14 protein-coding genes are annotated in these 17,407 nt (G+C 59.2%); 10 read left to right on the forward strand and 4 right to left on the reverse strand.

What is annotated here, in order from left to right:
• Positions 1-123 precede the first annotated feature (123 nt).
• The 4 genes from GQF00_RS14160 to GQF00_RS14175 form a co-directional block, all read right to left on the reverse strand.
• Positions 124-891 carry a YciK family oxidoreductase gene (locus tag GQF00_RS14160; protein WP_161319788.1) on the reverse strand — a complete coding sequence of 256 codons (768 nt, stop codon included), beginning with the start codon at positions 889-891 and terminating at the stop codon, positions 124-126.
• Positions 892-989: 98 nt separating this feature from the next.
• Positions 990-1,658 carry an HAD-IA family hydrolase gene (locus tag GQF00_RS14165; protein ID WP_161319789.1) on the reverse strand — a complete coding sequence of 223 codons (669 nt, stop codon included), beginning with the start codon at positions 1,656-1,658 and terminating at the stop codon, positions 990-992.
• A gap of 196 nt (positions 1,659-1,854) precedes the next feature.
• Complete coding sequence (gene ubiG / locus GQF00_RS14170) at positions 1,855-2,616, reverse strand: bifunctional 2-polyprenyl-6-hydroxyphenol methylase/3-demethylubiquinol 3-O-methyltransferase UbiG (protein ID WP_237440526.1); 762 nt, start codon at positions 2,614-2,616, stop codon at positions 1,855-1,857.
• The gene (locus GQF00_RS14175; protein WP_161319791.1) at positions 2,567-3,901 is read right to left on the reverse strand and encodes a TRZ/ATZ family hydrolase; all 1,335 of its coding nucleotides are present in this window, start codon (positions 3,899-3,901) and stop codon (positions 2,567-2,569) included. Before GQF00_RS14175 ends, ubiG begins: the two co-directional genes overlap by 50 nt.
• A gap of 230 nt (positions 3,902-4,131) precedes the next feature.
• Here GQF00_RS14175 and gyrA point away from each other — a divergent pair, with 230 nt between their 5' ends.
• From gyrA to lapB, 10 genes are all read left to right on the forward strand, one after another.
• Complete coding sequence (gyrA, locus tag GQF00_RS14180; protein WP_161319792.1) at positions 4,132-6,888, forward strand: DNA gyrase subunit A; 2,757 nt, start codon at positions 4,132-4,134, stop codon at positions 6,886-6,888.
• Between the two features lie 149 nt (positions 6,889-7,037).
• Entirely contained in the window at positions 7,038-8,120 is a 1,083-nt protein-coding gene (serC, locus tag GQF00_RS14185) for a 3-phosphoserine/phosphohydroxythreonine transaminase (protein ID WP_161319793.1), read from the forward strand.
• 172 nt (positions 8,121-8,292) lie between these two features.
• Entirely contained in the window at positions 8,293-9,375 is a 1,083-nt protein-coding gene (gene pheA, locus GQF00_RS14190) for a prephenate dehydratase (protein ID WP_161319794.1), read from the forward strand.
• A gap of 137 nt (positions 9,376-9,512) precedes the next feature.
• Positions 9,513-10,625, forward strand: coding sequence for a histidinol-phosphate transaminase (gene hisC, locus GQF00_RS14195; protein ID WP_161319795.1), 1,113 nt, complete (start codon positions 9,513-9,515; stop codon positions 10,623-10,625).
• Positions 10,626-10,723: 98 nt separating this feature from the next.
• On the forward strand, positions 10,724-12,967 hold the full coding sequence (locus GQF00_RS14200; protein WP_161319796.1) for a bifunctional prephenate dehydrogenase/3-phosphoshikimate 1-carboxyvinyltransferase: 2,244 nt from the start codon (positions 10,724-10,726) through the stop codon (positions 12,965-12,967).
• Entirely contained in the window at positions 12,964-13,641 is a 678-nt protein-coding gene (cmk, locus tag GQF00_RS14205; RefSeq protein WP_161319797.1) for a (d)CMP kinase, read from the forward strand. The genes GQF00_RS14200 and cmk overlap by 4 nt, the downstream gene beginning before the upstream one ends.
• 177 nt (positions 13,642-13,818) lie before the next feature.
• Positions 13,819-15,501: a 30S ribosomal protein S1 gene (gene rpsA, locus GQF00_RS14210; RefSeq protein ID WP_161319798.1), complete on the forward strand. Its 1,683-nt coding sequence runs from the start codon at positions 13,819-13,821 to the stop codon at positions 15,499-15,501.
• A gap of 69 nt (positions 15,502-15,570) precedes the next feature.
• Positions 15,571-15,921 carry an integration host factor subunit beta gene (gene ihfB, locus GQF00_RS14215; RefSeq protein ID WP_161319799.1) on the forward strand — a complete coding sequence of 117 codons (351 nt, stop codon included), beginning with the start codon at positions 15,571-15,573 and terminating at the stop codon, positions 15,919-15,921.
• A 46-nt stretch (positions 15,922-15,967) separates the two neighbouring features.
• Entirely contained in the window at positions 15,968-16,198 is a 231-nt protein-coding gene (locus GQF00_RS14220; protein WP_161319800.1) for a lipopolysaccharide assembly protein LapA domain-containing protein, read from the forward strand.
• Positions 16,195-17,364 carry a lipopolysaccharide assembly protein LapB gene (lapB, locus tag GQF00_RS14225; RefSeq protein WP_161319801.1) on the forward strand — a complete coding sequence of 390 codons (1,170 nt, stop codon included), beginning with the start codon at positions 16,195-16,197 and terminating at the stop codon, positions 17,362-17,364. Before GQF00_RS14220 ends, lapB begins: the two co-directional genes overlap by 4 nt.
• The last annotated feature ends 43 nt before the right edge of the window (positions 17,365-17,407 follow it).

Raw genomic sequence — 17,407 nt, forward strand, 5'->3', positions numbered from 1 at the left:
CAGGCTGTGTCACCTGAAGATTTGGACTCCGCGCTGCATGGAATTACAGGGCGGGCAAAGCTCCTCAGGACAAGGTGCCATCGCCCGCACTTTTTAATTTTCAGCGTTAAACTTTCAACTCTGTCATTTCGGCTGCGCGTCGATGGACTGACCATTGACGTCCTTGCTGGCCGGGCCGAGCAGGTACAGGTATGGCGCCATGATGTCGGCCGGTGTCTTGATGGACATCGGGTCTTCACCGGGATAAGCCAGGGCACGCATGTCGGTGCGGGTGCCGCCGGGGTTGAGGGTGTTGACGCGGATGTTGGTGGTGTTTTCCAGCTCTTCGGCCAGTACCTGGGCCAGATTTTCCGTGGCCGCCTTGGACACGGCGTAGGCGCCCCAGAAAGCTCGACCCTTGCGACCGACACTGGAAGAGGTGAACAACAGGCGGGCATCGTCGCTGGCGCATAGCAGTGGCAGCATGGCCTGGGTCAGGTAAAAGGCGCTGGTTACGTTGACCTGCATGACAGAATCCCAGGTGCCGGTGCCATAACGGTCCAGAGGGGTGATATCCCCAAGAATGGAAGCGTTGTGGAGAATGCCGTCCAGACGACCAAACTCCTGTTCAAACAAGCCCGCCAGTTCCTGAAAGTCTTCGGGGCGTGCCACTGCCAGATTCACCGGCGCCAGTGCCGGCTCGGGGCCGCCTGCCGCCTTGATTTCATCGTAAACCCGCTCCAGTTTTTCCTGGGTCCGGCCAAGCAGAATCACGGTGGCGCCGTGGGCCGCCAGGGTCAGGGCCGCAGTACGGCCGATACCGGCGCCAGCGCCAGTGACAAGAATGATGCGATCCTTGAAGGCGTCTTCAGGGCATTGGTAGTTGATAGCGTCTTGTTGAATGTTGGTCATGGTGAATCCTGTCACTCCGGCGTCAGCCACTGGATGCCTGGCGCCGGATGCAATTAAACATGGACGGAAATTGTCTTGCGGTAATTTCCGCCCTGCGATCAGCCGCGGAGTTTTTTTAGCAACGGCAACAAGTCCGAGCCTTCTTCCAGATAATAGTTGGCCTGCCAGCCACGCGGGTCATCATCCGCATCGATGTAACCGAATGCCGCCACCGCAGTAGCCATGCCGGCGTTCTGTCCTGCCTGAATGTCGCGCAGGTGATCTCCAACGTACAGGCAGTGTACGGGGTCCACGTTATCCTGAGTGGCGGCAATCAACAGGCCTTCCGGGTCCGGCTTGCGCTGTTTTACATCATCCGGGCACAACACCGGGCCGACTCGTTCATGCAGCCCCAGACCTTCCAGCACCTTGTGGGTAAACCGCGAGGGTTTGTTGGTAATGATGCCCCAGGGAATGCCGTTGGCATCCATCCAGTCCAGCGCCTCGGCCATGCCGGGAAACAATACTGTATCCACAGCGAGATGCTTTTCGTAGGCATCGAGAAGTTCTTCCAGAAAAGCCGGGAAGGTCAAATCCTCCGGGCCTTTTCCAAAACCCAGTTCGGTGAGCGCCCGCGCACCGTTGGAGACATTGGCGCGTACCGCGGAGTAGCTCACTTCAGGGCGCCCATGCTTTTTCAGTAGCGCATTGAGCACCGTATAAAAGTCCGGTGCGGTATCAATCAGGGTGCCGTCGAGATCGAAGTAGACGGCGTCAAGGCGTTCCATAGGGCTCTCTGTTTTTTGATCGTTGGTGCTTATGGTGAAGACCTGAAAGCAGCTGCGAGTTTCGAGTTGCGAAGATCCAAACCGGTTTTGTCTTTCGAAACTCGTCACTGTTTCTTTCCTGCTGTGGGAGCTTGCCTGCAAGCGATATAGGCCTGGCCAGGCAGGAATCGCTTGCAGGCAAGCTCCCACAGGGAATTCAATCCCCCTTGCGGGCGTACATCAGGTAATTCACCGATACATCCCGGTTAAGCTTGTACACTTGGGTCAGCGGGTTGTAGACCATGCCGGTGGTGTCCTGCACATCCAGGGCTGCATCCCGGGCCCAGCCAGCCAGTTCTGAGGGTTTGATCAGTTTGGCGTATTCGTGGGTGCCGCGGGGCAGAAGACGCAGCACATATTCGGCGCCGACAATGGCAAACATGAAGGCCTTGGGGTTGCGGTTGATGGTGCTGAAAAAAACATGGCCGCCAGGTTTTACCAGGGTGGCGCAGGCGCGGATCACGGAAGAAGGATCCGGCACATGCTCAAGCATTTCCAGGCACGTGACAACGTCGTACTGGCCGGCACGTTCCTCGGCAATTTTTTCCGCCGGCGTCTGCAAGTATTCCACTTCCACGCCAGCCTGCTCGGCATGAATCCGGGCCACCGCCAGCGGCGCTTCACCCATGTCGATGCCGGTCACGTCTGCGCCCCGGCGGGCCATGCCTTCGGACAGCAGGCCGCCACCGCAACCGATGTCGATGACTTTCTTGCCCGGCAGGCTGACACGCTCGTCGATATAGTTGAGGCGCAGCGGGTTGATGTCGTGCAGCGGACGGAACTGGGAGTTCGGATCCCACCACTGTTCGGCCAGGGCGTTGAACTTGGCAATTTCCCCGGCATCTACATTCGGTACGCTATGTTGTGTATCAGTCACGGTTGTCGGCTCCGGCAATCGTTTGTTGCCACTGCTTGGCATTCTTGAGAATGACGGCTTCATTGAGTGTGGTCAGCTGGCGGTTATTCATCAGGCAGCGTCCGCCAACCCAGCTATGGGTTACCTGGTCGCGGGTGGCGGCATAGACCAGCTGGGCCACCGGATCATAGACCGGCAGGGTCTCCAGTCGGTTCAGATCCACCGCTACCATATCTGCCTGCTTGCCAATTTCCAGTGAACCTGTTTCGTCTTCGCGCCCCAGCGCCCTGGCGCCATTCAGGGTGGCCATCTGCAAGACCTGGGCGGCGGGCAGGGCATCGGCCTGCAGGCTCACACCTTTGGCCAGGAAAGCGGCAGTGCGCGCTTCGCCTATCATATCCAGATCATTGTTGCTGGCGGCACCGTCGGTGCCCAGCGCCACATTGACACCCGCCTTGCGCAGTTTTTCCACCGGCGCAAAGCCGCTGGCCAGCTTGAGGTTGGATTCCGGGCAGTGCACCACCTGAGTGCCGGTCTCGGCCACCAGTTCGATTTCCTCGTCGGTGAGCTGGGTCATGTGTACGGCAAGCAGTCTGGGTGACAGCAGGCCCAGTTCCTTGAGACGCGTCAGCGGCCGTTCGCCGGTGTTGCCCACCGCCATCTGGATCTCTCCGGCGGTCTCGTGAACATGCATCATCATCGGCACATCCAGCTCTTCGGCCAGGGTCAGCACCTTCTGCAGGGGCTCGTCAGACACGGTGTAGGGGGCATGGGGACCAAAACCGATCTGGATGCGCGGATCATGTCGCCATTCATCCATGGCATCCGTTGCCAGACGGATGTAGTCATCCGGTCCTGAGCCCATGGGGGTGGGAAAATCCAGCAGCGGGCAGAACAGGGTGGCGCGCAGACCGGCTTCCACGGTGGCTTTGGCGGCGCTGGAGGGGAAGAAGTACATGTCCGCAAAGGTGGTGGTGCCCGAGCGAATCATCTCGGCGGCGGCCAACCGGGTACCTTCGTAGACAAACTGTTCGCTGACGAACTGGCCTTCGGCGGGCCAGATGTGTTTTTCCAGCCAGGTCATCAGTGGCAGGTCATCAGCAATGCCGCGCAGGAGATTCATGGCCGCATGGGTGTGGGCATTGACCAGACCGGGTATCAGCAGGTGATCGCCCAGCCGGGTGATTTCGCTGGCCTGCCACTTCTCGTCTGCCAGGGCGCTGGGCAGCAGGTCAGCAATGCGGCCGTCCTTCACTACCAGGGCATGATTTTCCAGTACCGTGTGCTCTGAAGACACGGTGGCAATCCAGCGGGCGTGGACGATCAGGTCGGCCTGATGGTCGCTCATGCATAACTCCTTGATCGGGCAGGGGACTTGCTCCCCAGACAATGGCCCGCAGTATAGCGGTTCGGGCGCCGTCTTGCTTCTGCCACATGCGCACATTTCCAGTGTTCGCGGCCTTGCCGTCCTGTGCTATCATCCGGTGCTTTTCCGGGCTACGTATAATGTTGGGACCCGGAACCATGGAGTCAGCCTGAGTCCCGCCTGCGGGGCTGTTGGGGATAATAAGGATCACTATGTCGGATCTCGCCAGAGAAGTTACCCCGGTAAACATCGAAGACGAACTCAAGCAGTCGTACCTGGATTACGCCATGAGCGTAATCGTCGGGCGGGCCCTGCCTGATGTGCGCGACGGCCTGAAGCCGGTACACCGCCGCGTGTTGTTCGCCATGCATGAGCTGAACAACGACTGGAACAAGCCCTACAAGAAGTCCGCCCGTGTGGTGGGTGACGTGATCGGTAAGTATCACCCCCATGGTGATTCCGCCGTGTACGACACCATCGTACGGATGGCGCAGCCTTTTTCCCTGCGCTACATGCTGGTGGACGGCCAGGGGAACTTTGGTTCCATTGACGGTGACTCCGCCGCGGCCATGCGTTACACCGAAGTGCGCATGTCCAAGATCGCCCACGAGTTGCTGGCCGACCTGGACAAGGAAACCGTCAATTTTGTCGATAACTACGACGGTACGGAAAAGATTCCTGATGTGATGCCCACCCGGGTGCCGAATCTGCTGGTGAACGGTTCCTCCGGTATTGCTGTGGGCATGGCCACCAATATTCCCCCCCATAACCTGGGCGAGGTGGTGGACGGCTGTCTGGCGCTGATTGATGACGACAGCCTGACCCCGGATGACCTGATGGAGTACATCAAGGGCCCGGATTTCCCCACCGCCGGCATCATTAATGGTCGTGCCGGTATCGTGCAGGCCTACCGGACGGGGCGTGGCCGCGTCTACATGCGCGCCCGTGCGGAAATCGAGCCCACCGACAAGAGCGGCAAAGAAGCCATCATTGTCACCGAGATTCCCTACCAGGTGAACAAGGCGCGGCTGATCGAAAAGATCGCCGAGCTGGTGAAAGACAAGAAAATCGAAGGCATCACCGAACTGCGCGACGAGTCCGATAAAGAGGGCATGCGCATCGTCATCGAGCTGCGCAAGGGCGAAAACGCGGAAGTGGTGCTGAACAACCTGTACCAACAGACCCAGATGGAGTCTGTGTTCGGGATCAACACCGTGGCGCTGGTGGATGGCCAGCCCAAGACCCTGAACCTGCGTGAGTTGCTGGACGCCTTTATTCGTCACCGCCGTGAAGTGGTGACACGTCGTACCGTGTTTGAATTGCGCAAGGCGCGGGAAAAGGCTCACTTGCTGGAAGGTCTGGCGGTCGCTCTGAGCAACATCGACCCGGTGATCGAGCTGATCAAGAGCTCCCCCAGCGGTGCCGAAGCGAAAGAGAAGCTGTTGGCCAAGGGCTGGACCCCGGGCGACGTGCTGAAAATGCTGGAGCGTGCCGGTGGCGAAGATGCGGCCCGTCCGGATGGCCTGGACGAGCAATATGGTCTGCGTGATGGCCTCTACTATCTTAGCCCGGAACAGGCCCAGGCGATTCTGGATCTGCGTCTGCAGAAGCTGACGGGTCTGGAACGCGAGAAGCTGATTAATGACTATCAGGAGCTGCTGGAAATTATCGCCGAATTGCTGATGATTCTTGCCGATCCCGAGCGTCTGATGCAGGTGATCCGCGATGAACTGAAGGCGGTGCGCGAAGAGTACGCTGATGAGCGCCGCTCCGAGATCGTGGCCTCGCGCCTGGATCTCAGCATGGAAGACCTGATTGCCGAAGAAACCGTGGTGGTGACCCTGTCCAACGGGGGTTACGCCAAGATGCAGCCCATCGACACCTATCGCGCCCAGAAGCGTGGTGGTCGCGGCAAGTCTGCCGGGCAGCTGAAAGACGAGGATTACGTGGAGCACCTGCTGGTGGCAGGCACCCACGACACCCTGTTGTTGTTCACCGACGCTGGCAAGGTGTTCTGGTTGCGTACCTTCGAACTGCCCCAGGGTGGCCGGGCGTCGCGCGGCAAGCCGATTGTGAATCTGCTGCCGGCACTGGGTAACGAAGAAAGGATTACCGCCATTCTGCGCCTTGAGGCCGATATGGTGCGTCAGCAGAAAGCGGACGCAGAAGAAGATGAAGAGACCGTTGTCGATGCGGACGAGGTGGTGGAAGACGCCGTTGATGGCGATGAAGCCGATGTGGTGCCTGATACCGTACCCGGCCCGTTTATCTTCATGGCCACCTCCAGCGGTGTGGTGAAACGTACCCAGTTGGCGAACTTTGCCCGTCCGCGCAGTTCCGGCCTGATTGCCGTGAAACTGCAGGAAGGCGAACACCTGGTGAACGTGGCCATTACCCAGGGCCACGAAGACGTGATGCTGGTAGCCCGCAACGGCAAGGCTGTGCGTTTCCATCAGTCCAAGGTGCGAGTCATGAGTCGTCTGGCCCGTGGTGTGCGTGGCATCAAGCTGGCTGAAGGCGTCGATGTTATCTCCCTGATCGTGCCGGAAGAAGACGGTCAGATCCTTACCGCCTCCGAAAACGGCTACGGCAAACGCACTCCGCTTACCGATTACCCCACCAAGGGGCGTGGTGGCCAGGGCGTGATCGCCATGGTGATCAACGAGCGTAACGGCGAGCTGGTTGGCGCTACCCAGGTATTCGGCGGCGAAGACATCATGCTGATCTCCAACCAGGGCACTCTGGTGCGCACAGGCGTGGATCAGATCAGCACCTCCGGCCGTAACACCCAGGGTGTGCGTCTGATTCGCCTTGGCGAAGAAGAGAAGCTCTGTGGTCTGGCCACCATTCCGGAACTGGAAGGGGTGGAGGAAGACGAGGATCTGGAAGGCGAAGAGGGCGAGGTGATTGAAGGGGAAGCGACCCCTGAAGCACCAGAGTCCGATGCCACCGACGGCGCTGAAGACTGAAACTGTAGGAGCACCTCTTGAGGTGCGAACCTCTGCACAAAAAGGATGGTTCGCACCTCGAGAGGTGCTCCTACAATGCCTCAGGCAGGTTTTAACGTAATTCCCAAGCCCGGTCTCACCGGGCTTCTTTGATTAGACGGAGAACATGAATGTCCCGCGCCTATAACTTCTGCGCAGGGCCGGCGGCGTTGCCGACGGCGGTATTGGAACAAGCCCAGCAGGAAATGCTCGATTTCCAGGGTAAGGGCTTGTCCATCATGGAAATGAGCCACCGGGACAAGGTCTTCGTGGATATCGCCGAGAAGGCCGAGCAGGACCTGCGTGACCTGATGGGTATCAGCGATGATTACGCAGTGTTGTTCCTGCAGGGCGGGGCGTCTACCCAGTTCGCCATGGTGCCCATGAACCTGCTGGGCGAGGGTGAGACGGCGGACTACATCAACACCGGGCAATGGTCCAGGAAGGCCATCAAGGAAGCCGCGCGCTACGGCAATATCAACGTGGCTGCCAGCAGTGAAGACACCCACTTCACCACCGTACCCCCCCAGGACAGCTGGAAATTGTCTTCCAACCCGGCCTACGTGCATTACTGCCCCAATGAAACCATTGGTGGGCTGGAATACAGCTTTATCCCGGAGGTGGGCGATACCACCCTGGTAGCGGACATGAGCTCTACCATCCTGTCCCGCCCGCTGGATGTGAACCGCTTTGGCCTGATCTATGCGGGTGCCCAGAAAAATATCGGCCCTGCCGGCCTGACTCTGGTGATCGTGCGCAAGGACCTGCTCGGCAAGGCTGCCGATACCGTACCCGCCATGCTCAACTACCAGACCCACGCCGACAACGGCAGCATGTACAACACTCCGCCCACCTATGCCTGGTACCTGGCCGGTCTGGTATTCGAATGGCTGAAAAAACAGGGTGGCGTGGCTGAAATGGCCAAAATCAACCAGCGCAAGGCCGAAAAGCTGTATGGTTTTATTGACGACAGCGCGTTCTACAGCAACCCGGTAGAAGTGATCAGTCGCAGCCAGATGAATGTGCCCTTTGTGCTGGCGGACGATCGCCTGGACAAGCAATTCCTGGCGGAAGCCGATGCCGCTGGCCTGCTCAATCTGAAAGGCCATCGCAGTGTGGGCGGCATGCGCGCCAGCATTTACAACGCCGTGCCGGAAGCGGCCGTGGATGCGCTGATTGCCTTTATGGCAGAGTTTGAGAGCAAGAATGCCTAGACGCTTCCCGCAACACGCCATGTTTCAAAGGAAGAAGCTGGCCTGAGGCAAAAGTGATTGTTTGAAAGGTGGGTAGAACAATGGATTTGAACGGTTGGCACGAGATCGCAACGAACGCTCCCACGCCTGTACGCGTGTTGCGTGATCCGTGCTGCATGCAAGTGAGTTCAAAATGACCGATTCATTAGACACTCTGCGTAAACAGATCGACGAGCTGGACCAGACGCTGCAGGATCTGCTTAACCAGCGTGCCACCCTGGCCCACAAGGTGGCCGAGGTGAAGATCGCCACCGATCCGAACCCGGTGTTCTATCGTCCCGAGCGCGAAGCCCAGGTGTTGCGCCGGGTCAAGGAGCGTAATCAGGGGCCCCTGGATGGCGAGACCATGGCGCGCTTCTTCCGCGAAGTCATGAGTGCCTGTCTGGCGCTGGAGCAGCGCATGAAGGTGGCGTTTCTGGGCCCGGAAGGCACCTTTACCCAGCAGGCTGCGCTCAAGCATTTCGGCCATGCGGTGGAATCCGTGCCGCTGGGCGCTATTGATGAAGTCTTCCGTGAAGTGGAAGCCGGTGCGGCCCACTATGGTGTGGTGCCGGTGGAAAACTCCACCGAAGGGGTGGTCAACCACACCCTGGATACCTTCATGACCTCCGAGCTGAAGATCTGCGGGGAAGTGGAACTGCGCATTCACCACCACCTGCTGGCCGGTGAGCACACGCAGCGCGACAAGGTGACCCGGGTCTATTCCCACCAGCAGACCCTCGCCCAGTGCCGCCAGTGGCTGGATGCCCATATGCCCGGCGTGGAGCGCATTGCGGTGAGTTCCAATGCCGAAGCGGCCCGCCGCCTTAAGGACGAATGGAATGCCATGGCCATCGCCGGGGAAATGGCGGAAGAGCTGTATGGCCTGGAAGCGGTGCAGCGCAATATCGAAGATCGCCCGGACAACACCACCCGTTTCCTGATCATCGGCCGTCAGGACACCCCGGCCTCCGGCAAGGACAAGACCAGCCTGATGGTCAGCGGCAAGAACCGCCCGGGCCTGTTGTTCGAGGTGCTCGCGCCGTTCCGCGACGAAGGCATCAACCTGACCCGCCTGGAATCCCGCCCGTCGCGCACCGCCAACTGGAGTTATGTGTTCTTCGTGGACTGCGAAGGCCACAAGGAAGACGCTAACCTGCAGGCGGTGCTGGACAAGCTGGAAGCGGCCGGCAATACCATCAAGCTGTTGGGTTCATACCCCAAGGCTGTTCTATAAAATCCAGGTCTGACGTCGGAGGTCTGACGTCGGACGCTTTGCGGTTTTGCGTCAGACGTCCGACTTCAGACGTCTGACCCCGATCAGATAACCCCGGTGGCCAGGGTTGGCAACCCGGGGCAAAGGGAGCTCACACCATGACCTGCGACTACATCAAACTCGCCAACAACGGCATTCAGCAGCTCAGACCCTACGAGCCAGGCAAGCCCATCGAAGAGCTGGAGCGTGAGCTTGGCGTCACTGACATCGTCAAGCTGGCCAGCAACGAGAACCCACTGGGTGCCAGCCACAAGGCGCTGCACGCCCTCAAGCACCTGCATGAGCTGCATCTCTATCCGGATGGCGCCACGTTTTCTCTGAAGGCTGCGCTGGCGGAGAAGCTGGCGGTGGACAGCAAGCAGCTGACCCTGGGCAATGGTTCCAATGATGTGCTGGATCTGATTGCACGCGCCTACCTGCAGGAAGGTGATGAAGCCATTTTTTCCGAGTACGCCTTTGCGGTGTATCCGATTGTGACACTGGCCTGTAACGCCACACCGGTTCAGGTAGCGTCCAATTTGTTCGGCCACGATTTGGCCGCCATGGCGGAAGCGGTAACGGATCGCACCCGGGTGATTTTTGTCGCCAACCCCAACAACCCAACCGGCACCTGGTTCAACGCCCACGCCCTGGACGAATTCCTGTCACGGATTCCCGAGCGGGTGATTGTGGTACTGGATGAGGCGTACTTCGAGTATGTGGAAGAAAGTCATTATCCGAATGGTATTGAGCGATTGGGCAAGTACCCCAACCTGATCGTTACCCGGACGTTCTCCAAAATCTACGGCCTGGCCGGGCTGCGGGTGGGCTATGGCATTTCCAGCCCGGAAATTGCCGATGTGCTGAACCGGGTGCGTCAGCCGTTCAACGTGAACACTCCGGCCCAGGTGGCAGCGGAAGCGTCGTTGCAGGACGACGATCATCTGGAAAACTCGCGCAGCGAAAACACCACCGGCCTGGTGCAGATTGCGGAAGGCCTGCAGCAGCTGCACCTGGAACAGATCCCGTCAGTGGCCAATTTCATCGCCTTTGACTGTGGCCAGCCTGCCATGCCGGTGTACGAAGGGCTGCTGAAAGCGGGCGTGATCGTGCGCCCGCTGGGCGGCTACGGCATGCCCAATCATCTGCGTGTCACCGTGGGCACCAGTCGCGAAAACGAGCGTTTCCTGATTGCGCTCAAGCAGGTGCTGCAGGATCTGGCCGATGGGTAGTAACAAATACGTTTCATTCCTTGCTGTAGGAGCGTCGCTGGCGGCGCGATTTGCGGTGGGGGATCGCGCCGCCAGCGACGCTCCTACGGAGAGGCGAGATGTCTGACCCAATCTTCAACCGCATTGCCGTTATCGGCCTGGGCCTGATTGGCGGCTCCTTTGCGGCTGCGGCCCGTGAAAACGGTCTGGCCAAATCCATCGTGGCTGGCTCTCGCTCGGCACGCACCCTGGAGCAAGGTATTGCTCTGGGCGTGGTGGATGCAGGCAGCCAGGATCTTGCCGAAGCCGTGGACGGCGCCGATCTGGTATTCGTCTCCACGCCGGTGTCGGCCATGGGCAAGGTGCTGGCGGCCCTGAAGCCGGGCCTGTCCTCCACGGCCATCGTTACCGACGGAGGCAGCGTAAAAGGCAATGTGATCACAGCCGCCCGCGAAGCGCTGGGAGAGCACTATTCCCGCTTCGTTCCCGGCCATCCCATTGCCGGCAAGGAGAAGAGCGGGGTAACCGCCGCGGATGCGAGCCTGTACCGGGACCATCGCGTCATCCTGACGCCCACCGATGAGACGGATCCGGCGGCCACCGCCAAAGTCCGGGCTATCTGGACCGGGATGGGGGCGGAAGTGCTGCAGATGACGCCGGGTTACCACGATCAGGTGCTGGCGGAAACCAGTCATCTTCCCCACCTGCTCGCCTTCTCGCTGGTGGATACGCTGGCCCGGCAGGGGGATTCCAACGAGATTTTCCGCTATGCTGCCGGCGGTTTTCGGGACTTCACCCGCATTGCCAGCTCCGACCCGGTCATGTGGCATGACATCTTCCGGGAGAACAAGGCAGCCCTGATGCAGGCGCTGGGCCTGTTCAGCGATGGCATTGACCGCTTCCGCGATGCCGTGGAACGGGGGGATTCCGATGCCCTGATGGGCATCATGACCCGCGCCAACACGGCCCGGGCACACTTTATGGCCATGAACGGGCGCACCTCTTACACCCGCGCCCAACATTCAGGTGACGATACAATCATGAACGACACAGGCAAAGCTAACCCGAGCTATCTGATGACCCCGGGTGGCAAGCTTAATGGCCGCATTCGCGTGCCGGGCGACAAATCCATGTCTCACCGTTCCATTATGCTGGGTTCCCTGGCAGACGGTGTGACTGAGGTAGAAGGGTTTCTGGAGGGTGAGGACGCGTTGGCCACCCTGCAGGCATTCCGTGACATGGGCGTGGTGATCGAAGGCCCCACCAACGGTCAGGTAACCATTCACGGCGTCGGGCTCAATGGTCTCAAGGCCCCTGAGAAGGCCCTCTATATGGGCAACTCGGGCACCTCCATGCGTCTGCTCACCGGCCTGCTGGCCGGTCAGGCCTTTGATGTGGAGCTGACCGGGGATGCCTCCCTGTCCAAGCGTCCCATGGAGCGGGTGGCCAAGCCCCTGCGCGATATGGGCGCCCAGATCATCACCGGCGATGAAGGCCGTCCACCGGTACGTATCCGTGGTGGCCAGTCCCTCAAGGCGATCCACTACGATCTGCCCATGGCCTCGGCCCAGGTGAAATCTGCCGTCCTGCTTGGCGGCCTGTACGCGGAAGGCGAAACCTCCGTCACCGAGCCGGCCCCCACCCGCGACCATACCGAGCGCATGCTGGGCGGTTTCGGCTATGACGTGCGCCGTGACGGCGCCACCAGTGCCGTGAAGGGTGGCGGCAAGCTCACCGCCTGCAAATTGGAAGTGCCCGCGGATATTTCCTCTGCGGCTTTCTTTTTGGTGGGCGCCTCCATTGCTGAAGGCAGTGAGGTCACCCTGCCGCACGTGGGTATCAATCCCACCCGTACCGGCGTTATCGACATTCTCAAACTCATGGGCGCAGATATCCGCCTGGAGAACCAGCGTGATGCCGGCGGCGAGCCGGTGGCGGATATCGTGGTGAAATCGGCCCCGCTCAAGGGTATTGAGATCCCCGAGGACCTGGTGCCGCTGGCCATCGACGAGTTTCCGGCCATTTTCATTGCCGCGGCTTGTGCCGAGGGCGACACCATCCTGCGCGGTGCGGAAGAACTGCGGGTGAAGGAATCCGACCGGATTCAGGTGATGGCCGATGGTCTGGCCGCCCTGGGCGTCGACCACGAAGTGTTTGATGATGGCATTCGCATCACCGGGGGCGACTTTGGTGGTGGCGAAATCCAGTCCCACGGCGATCACCGCATCGCCATGAGTTTTGCCATGGCGTCCCTGCGCGCCAAGGGCACCATCACCATTCATGATTGTGCCAATGTGGCCACCAGCTTCCCGGGCTTTGCCCAGCTGGCGTCCCATGCGGGCTTGCAACTGGAGGAAAAATGACGGAAACCGCCGTATTGACCATCGACGGACCGGTTTCCTCCGGTAAAGGCACGGTGGCCCGGCTGGTTGCTGCCCGTCTGGGTTGGCACCTGCTGGATTCCGGCGCGCTTTACCGTGTCCTCGGTTATCACGCCAGAAATCAAGGGGTTGCGCTTCATGACGAGCCTGCCGTGGTGGCGTTGGCCAAGTCTCTGCCGGTGCGCTTTGTGGAGCAGCAGGGCGAAACGGCCGTGATTCTGGCCGGCGAAGACGTCTCCAACATCATTCGCCAGGAAAGCGTGGGCGAACTGGCCAGCCAGGTGGCCGTATTGCAGCCAGTGCGAGATGCCTTGCTGGCCCGTCAGCAGGCGTTCGCCGAGTCCCCGGGCCTGGTGGCCGATGGCCGTGATATGGGCACCGTGGTGTTTACCTCCGCCCCCCTCAAGGTTTACCTCACCGCCAGCGCCGAAGAGCGCGCCAGACGGCGCTTTGAGCAGTTGAAGCAGAAGGGCTTTGGTGCTACCCTCGCGACCCTTGTTGAGGACATCCGCAACCGGGATGATCGTGACATGAACCGTGAGGTGGCGCCATTGCGCCCGGCAGACGATGCCGTGGTGATTGATTCCACCACCATGACGGTGGATGACGTGGTTAACCGGATTCTCGACGAGGCTGCTGCTCGCCAACTGGCCTGACAAGCAGTTCACACCTATCGGAACCCTTCGGCAGTAGCTGTCGAGGGGTAATTGCGATTCTGTGACCATGCGGTTGATCTGTCGCTCCCTTACAAAGTAAGCCAGCTGGGGAGGGCGGGTCCAACTATCCATAACCCATGTCTGCTGGTTGGCATGTGAATGTAAACAGAGAGACACATGACTGAATCTTTTGCTGATCTTTTTGAAGAAAGCCTCAAGGACCTCGACGTTGCTCGTGGTTCCATCATCAAAGGCACCGTTGTATCCATCGATAGCGATTGGGTCACTGTTAACGCGGGCCTGAAATCCGAAGGCATCATTGCCCGGGACGAATTCATCAACGAGGCAGGTGAACTGGAAATCGCCGAAGGCGATGAAGTAGATGTAGCCGTAGACGCCATCGACGATGGCATGGGCTTCACTCGCCTGTCCCGTGAAAAAGCCAAGCGCGCCGAAGTATGGGGCGAGCTGGAAAAAGCTTTCGACGAAGACGAGATCGTGAAAGGTCAGATTTCTGGCAAGGTAAAAGGCGGTTTCACTGTGGACATCGGTCCGATCCGCGCCTTCCTGCCGGGCTCTCTGGTAGACATCCGTCCGGTGCGCGACGTTGCTCACCTGGAAGGCAAAGAGCTGGACTTCAAAGTCATCAAGCTGGATCCCAAGCGCAACAACGTGGTCGTTTCCCGTCGTGCGGTAATGGAAGCTGAGCACTCTCAAGAGCGTGAGCAGCTGCTGGAATCCCTGCAGGAAGGCATGGAAGTCAAAGGTATCGTGAAGAACCTGACCGACTACGGTGCGTTCGTAGACCTGGGCGGTATCGACGGCCTGCTGCACATCACCGATATGGCCTGGAAGCGTATCAAGCATCCGAGCGAAATCGTGGAAGTTGGCCAGGAAATCGACGTCAAGGTACTGAAGTTCGACCGCGAGAAGATGCGTGTTTCCCTGGGTCTGAAGCAGCTGGGCGAAGATCCGTGGCACGACATCGTGGGCAAGTACCCGGAAGGTGCCAAGGTCAAGGCCAAGGTTACCAACCTGACCGATTACGGCTGCTTTGCCGAGATCGAAGAAGGTGTCGAGGGTCTGGTTCACGTCTCCGAAATGGATTGGACCAACAAGAACATCCACCCGTCCAAGGTTGTAGAGATCGGCGACGAAGTGGAAGTGATGATCCTGGACATCGACGAAGATCGTCGTCGTATCTCCCTGGGTATCAAGCAGTGTCAGTCCAACCCGTGGGATGCCTTCGAGCAGAAATACCAGAAAGGCGAGCGCATTTCCGGCAAGATCAAGTCCATCACTGACTTCGGTATCTTCATCGGCCTGGAAGGCGGTATCGACGGTCTGGTGCACCTGTCAGACATCTCTTGGGAAGAGCAGGGCGAAGATGCCGTGCGTAACTTCAACAAGGGCGACGAGCTGGAAACCGTGGTTCTCTCCATCGACGCAGAGCGTGAGAGAATTTCCTTGGGTATCAAGCAGTTGACAGACGATCCGTTTGCTCAGTATGTTGCAGCTAACGATAAGGGCGCAATTGTTAAGGGCAAGGTTACTGCGGTAGACGCGAAAGCGGCCACCGTGGAGCTGGCTGAGAATGTCGAAGGTACCCTGCGTGCCAGCGAAATCAGCCGTGACCGCGTTAACGATGCGACCGAAGTGCTCAAGGTTGGCGACGAAGTGGAAGCCAAGATCGTCAACGTTGATCGCAAGAACCGTGTACTGAGCTTGTCCATCAAGTCGAAGGATCAGGCTGATGAGCGTGAGGCCCTGGACACCCTGTCTGAACAGCAGGATGCCAATGCGCCGAAGACCATCGGTGATCTGATCAAGCAGCAGATGGAAAACAGCAACGAGTCTTAATCGGCTCCTCCCGAGGGGCCGGCAATGATGCCGGCCCCACTGGGCTGGGAGCCCAGGGAGCAAGCTGTAATGGCGTTAACCAAGTCAGAACTGATTGAGCGTATTGCCGACCGACAGTCCCAACTGTCGCCCAAGGACGTGGAACTGGCAGTCAAGACGCTTATCGAAGAAATGGCCGATTCCCTGGCCGGCGGAGGTCGTATCGAAATACGCGGCTTCGGCAGTTTTTCCCTTCATTTCCGCGCCCCCCGTGTGGGACGCAATCCCAAAACCGGTGCCAGCGTCGAGCTGCACGGTAAATATGTTCCCCATTTCAAGCCTGGCAAGGAGTTGCGCGAACGCGTCAACGAATCCCTGCAGCTGGAAAGTGGTGATAATCAGGAACCGGGATCCGATGGCAGCCAGGTGGCAGCCAGCTAATCACTCCATGCTGTAACCGGCGTTTGCCGGAAAGAGGAAACCTGCCATGCGTAATCTGTATCGCATCCTGGTGATTCTGGCTGTGGTGGCCGTATTTTTTGTCGCATTCCTGTTTGTCACCAGTAATCGAGATCTCGTGACATTGGACCTGCTGGTGGATGAGTGGCACTGGGACGTTTCTCTGGGCGTACTGGTGATTGGTGTATTGGCAATCGGCCTGTTGGCCGGATTACTGGCCGGCATCGGCCTGCGTGGTCTCAAGAGCCTGTTTTCATGAATGAATCCCTTTGGTTGATCCCGCTGTTCTTTGTTGCCATTGGCGCGGGCTTCTTCCTCGGGCGACGCGAGAGCAAGCGTCGCCAGCGTCGTCGCATGGCCTCCCTGTCCAAGGATTACGTGGCCGGCATCAACTTCTTCCTCAATGAAGAGCCCGACAAGGGCATTGAAGCCCTCTTGAAGGGTCTGGATGTGAGTGAGGAAGGTCTGGATACCCATCTGGCCCTGGGCCGTCTGTTTCGCAAGCGAGGCGAGTTTGATCGCGCCGCCCAGCTGCATACCCATCTTCTCGAACACGGCGATTACGCCCGCCCGGTACAGGAAGAGATCCAGCTGGAGCTGGCCCAGGATTACCTGGCCAGTGGCATCTTTGACCTGGCCGAGCAGGTTCTGCTGGAAATGCTGGACCAGAATTGCGAAGCGAAGGACGAAGTCTGCAATCAACTGATGGGGCTGTACGAGCAGGAGCGGGACTGGGTCAACGCCATCAGCATGGGCGAGCGGCTGACGAAGAGTCGCCCGGAACTGACTACCGTGCTGGCCCAGTATTGCTGTGAGCAGGCGGAAAACCTGGTGCGCGACAAGGACATCAATCCGGCTCGCCGTATGCTCCGCCGCGCGCTGTCCTTCGACAACAAATGCGTGCGAGCCAGCTTTCAGGAAGGCGAGCTGGAAATGGCAGAGCAGAACTGGGATGCCGCCATTCAGGCGTTCCAGCGAATCTGGGTACAGGACAGTGACTTCTTCGATGAGGTTCTCGACAAGCTGCGCACCTGTTATGAATCCCAGGGCAAGGAAGAAGACTTCATCCAGATGCTGGCCGATTACAGCGCGGAAAAGCCCAGCACCACTCGTATCCTGTTATTGTCCGAGGCGCTCAAGCATCGATACGGCGATAAGGAAGCGGCCGATTTTATCGGCGAATACATGAAGGCCAACCCGTCCGTGCGCGGCCTCAACAAGATCCTCGACATGAGTTTGGCGGGTATCGTGGAAGGTGAAGCCCGCGAGCACCTGGATGCGTTGCGCCAGCTGTCTGAAAAACTGGTCAACAACAAGTCCCTCTACAAATGCCGCCGCTGCGGCTTTGAAACCCCGCTCATGCAATGGCGCTGCCCAAGCTGCAAACGCTGGGGCACCATCAAACCGGTGGTGAAGGAAGTTTAAAAGCAGCTGTGAGCCATGAGCTATCAGCTGTGAGCTTCTAGCC

Source organism: Alcanivorax sp. DP30 (assembly GCF_009882945.1).
Taxonomy (GTDB): domain Bacteria; phylum Pseudomonadota; class Gammaproteobacteria; order Pseudomonadales; family Alcanivoracaceae; genus Alcanivorax.